The organism is Nocardiopsis lucentensis DSM 44048 (assembly GCF_000341125.1).
Taxonomy (GTDB): domain Bacteria; phylum Actinomycetota; class Actinomycetes; order Streptosporangiales; family Streptosporangiaceae; genus Nocardiopsis; species Nocardiopsis lucentensis.
This window is the reverse complement of record NZ_ANBC01000837.1, coordinates 1-1,621: the sequence shown is the minus strand read 5'-3', so window position 1 is coordinate 1,621 and position 1,621 is coordinate 1. Positions and strand designations below refer to the sequence as shown.

At 71.0% G+C, this 1,621-nt stretch carries 4 protein-coding genes; 3 read left to right on the top strand and 1 reads right to left on the bottom strand.

Going from position 1 to position 1,621, the window contains the following annotated elements; all coding sequences use genetic code 11:
* Nucleotides 1–771, bottom strand: a 771-nt coding sequence (locus D471_RS0128990; protein WP_026128188.1) for an alkaline phosphatase PhoX, incomplete at its 3' end; no start/stop codon positions are given.
* A gap of 175 nt (nucleotides 772–946) precedes the next feature.
* Here D471_RS0128990 and rpmG point away from each other — a divergent pair.
* The 3 genes from rpmG to rpmF are packed head-to-tail and all read left to right on the top strand — an operon-like array spanning nucleotide 947 to nucleotide 1,602.
* Complete coding sequence (rpmG, locus tag D471_RS0128985; protein WP_017601856.1) at nucleotides 947–1,111, top strand: 50S ribosomal protein L33; 165 nt, start codon at nucleotides 947–949, stop codon at nucleotides 1,109–1,111.
* 19 nt (nucleotides 1,112–1,130) lie between these two features.
* Nucleotides 1,131–1,373 carry a type B 50S ribosomal protein L31 gene (locus D471_RS0128980; protein ID WP_017601855.1) on the top strand — a complete coding sequence of 81 codons (243 nt, stop codon included), beginning with the start codon at nucleotides 1,131–1,133 and terminating at the stop codon, nucleotides 1,371–1,373.
* Between the two features lie 55 nt (nucleotides 1,374–1,428).
* Nucleotides 1,429–1,602, top strand: a complete 174-nt coding sequence (gene rpmF / locus D471_RS0128975; RefSeq protein ID WP_017601854.1) for a 50S ribosomal protein L32 — start codon at nucleotides 1,429–1,431, stop codon at nucleotides 1,600–1,602.
* Nucleotides 1,603–1,621: the final 19 nt, after the last annotated feature.

The following is a 1,621-nucleotide window of genomic DNA, read 5'->3' as shown; positions in this document are numbered from 1 at the left end:
CCCGTCGCCCGCCAGTCCGTAACGCCGGTGCGCCTCGCTGGGACGCCAGTTCCGCTGCCCGGTGCCGAAGACGTCGGAGACCGTGTCCTCCCCGGTCAGGTAGGTGCCCCAGGGAGTGACCGCGTGCGCGGTGCCGCCCAGGACCCCGCGCGCACCGGAACCCGCCTCCAGGACGTCGTGTCCGTGCAGGGGGCCGGAGAAGGTGACGTGCGACGACGCGGTGATCCGGCGGTTGACGTCCGCGCCCGTCATCCTCCAGCGCCCGTTGGAGAGCTTGACCCGCACGACGGATGCGCCCAGGGAGACCATCTCCTTGGCGGTGCGCTCGAAGGTGGCGGCACGGCCTCCGTCGGCGTGCAGCAGCACGGGGTCGGCGGAGGCGTGGTTGATGACGAGCAGTCCGCTGCGGGTGCCCTCGCGGCGGGGGTTGACGGGCAGGAAGTGCAGCCCCGAGTGCCCGGTGCCGATCTGGAGCCGTGCCTCGGCCGCGGGGTTGGCGGCGTCCGGCCGCCACTTCGGGCCGAACGAGTGCAGCGGTGTTCCCCAGGGGGCGATGACGTGGGCGGTGTATCCGGGGGGGACGGTGATGTCGTCGGTTCGGGCGATGGGGACGGAGGAGAAGGTCACGGAGGCGCCGTCCACCGGTGCCGCGTGGGCGGGGGAGAGGGGGACCCCGGCCAGGGCGGCGGCGGCCAGCGTCCCCAGACCCGCCCCGGTGCGCAGGGCCGCTCTGCGGCTGGGGTGCCCGTGGTCGTTCGTGCGGTGCGCCATGGCCCTCTCCTCGTTTTCGGTGCTCGTCACACCGACCGCGAACACTGCGTTTCGTGACGAGAAAAACACATTGGGTGATGTTCTGGGTGTATGCCCCTGGGGGTGCGCGTGTCGTTCGAGGTGGGAATGAAAACGGTTATCATTGTGTTTCAGTGACGGACACAGGAGGATCCCCATGGCACGCAACGAACTACGGCCCATCATCAAGCTCCGGTCGACCGCCGGAACCGGCTACACGTACGTGACCCGCAAGAACCGGCGCAACACCCCGGACCGGCTGGTCCTGCGCAAGTTCGACCCGCGCGTTCGCCGACACGTCGAGTTCCGCGAGGAGCGCTGACCCACCGCCAGGAGGCGACATGAAACCCGGAATCCACCCCGCCTACCATCCCGTGGTCTTCCGCGACCGCGCGGCCGACTTCGCGTTCCTCACCCGGTCGACCGTCACCAGCGACAGGACGATCGAGTGGAGCGACGGGCGGACCTACCCGCTCATCGACGTCGAGATCTCCAGCGCCAGCCACCCGTTCTACACCGGTACCGCCCGCGTGGTGGACACGGCCGGGCGAGTGGAGCGCTTCAACCGGCGCTACCAGCGTTGACGACCGGCGGGGCGCCGCCCCCGCCCTCCCGTATCCCACAGGTGAGGACCGACCCATGGCCGTACCCAAACGGAAGATGTCCCGCGCCAACACGCGCACACGCCGCGCCCAGTGGAAGGCCACGGCGCCCGAACTGGTCCCCGTGACCCTCGGCGGACGCGACCACCTGGTCCCCCGCCACCTCGTGCGGGCCTACCGGCGCGGCCTGCTGCCCGCACCGCCGGTCTGACCGTTCCCCGGGCCGCACG

What these genes read in the sequence shown, in the direction of transcription:
- rpmG (WP_017601856.1), top strand. Translation starts at nt 947, where the DNA reads ATGGCACGCAACGAACTACGGCCCATCATCAAGCTCCGGTCGACCGCC.
- D471_RS0128980 (WP_017601855.1), top strand. Translation starts at nt 1,131, where the DNA reads ATGAAACCCGGAATCCACCCCGCCTACCATCCCGTGGTCTTCCGCGAC.
- rpmF (WP_017601854.1), top strand. Translation starts at nt 1,429, where the DNA reads ATGGCCGTACCCAAACGGAAGATGTCCCGCGCCAACACGCGCACACGC.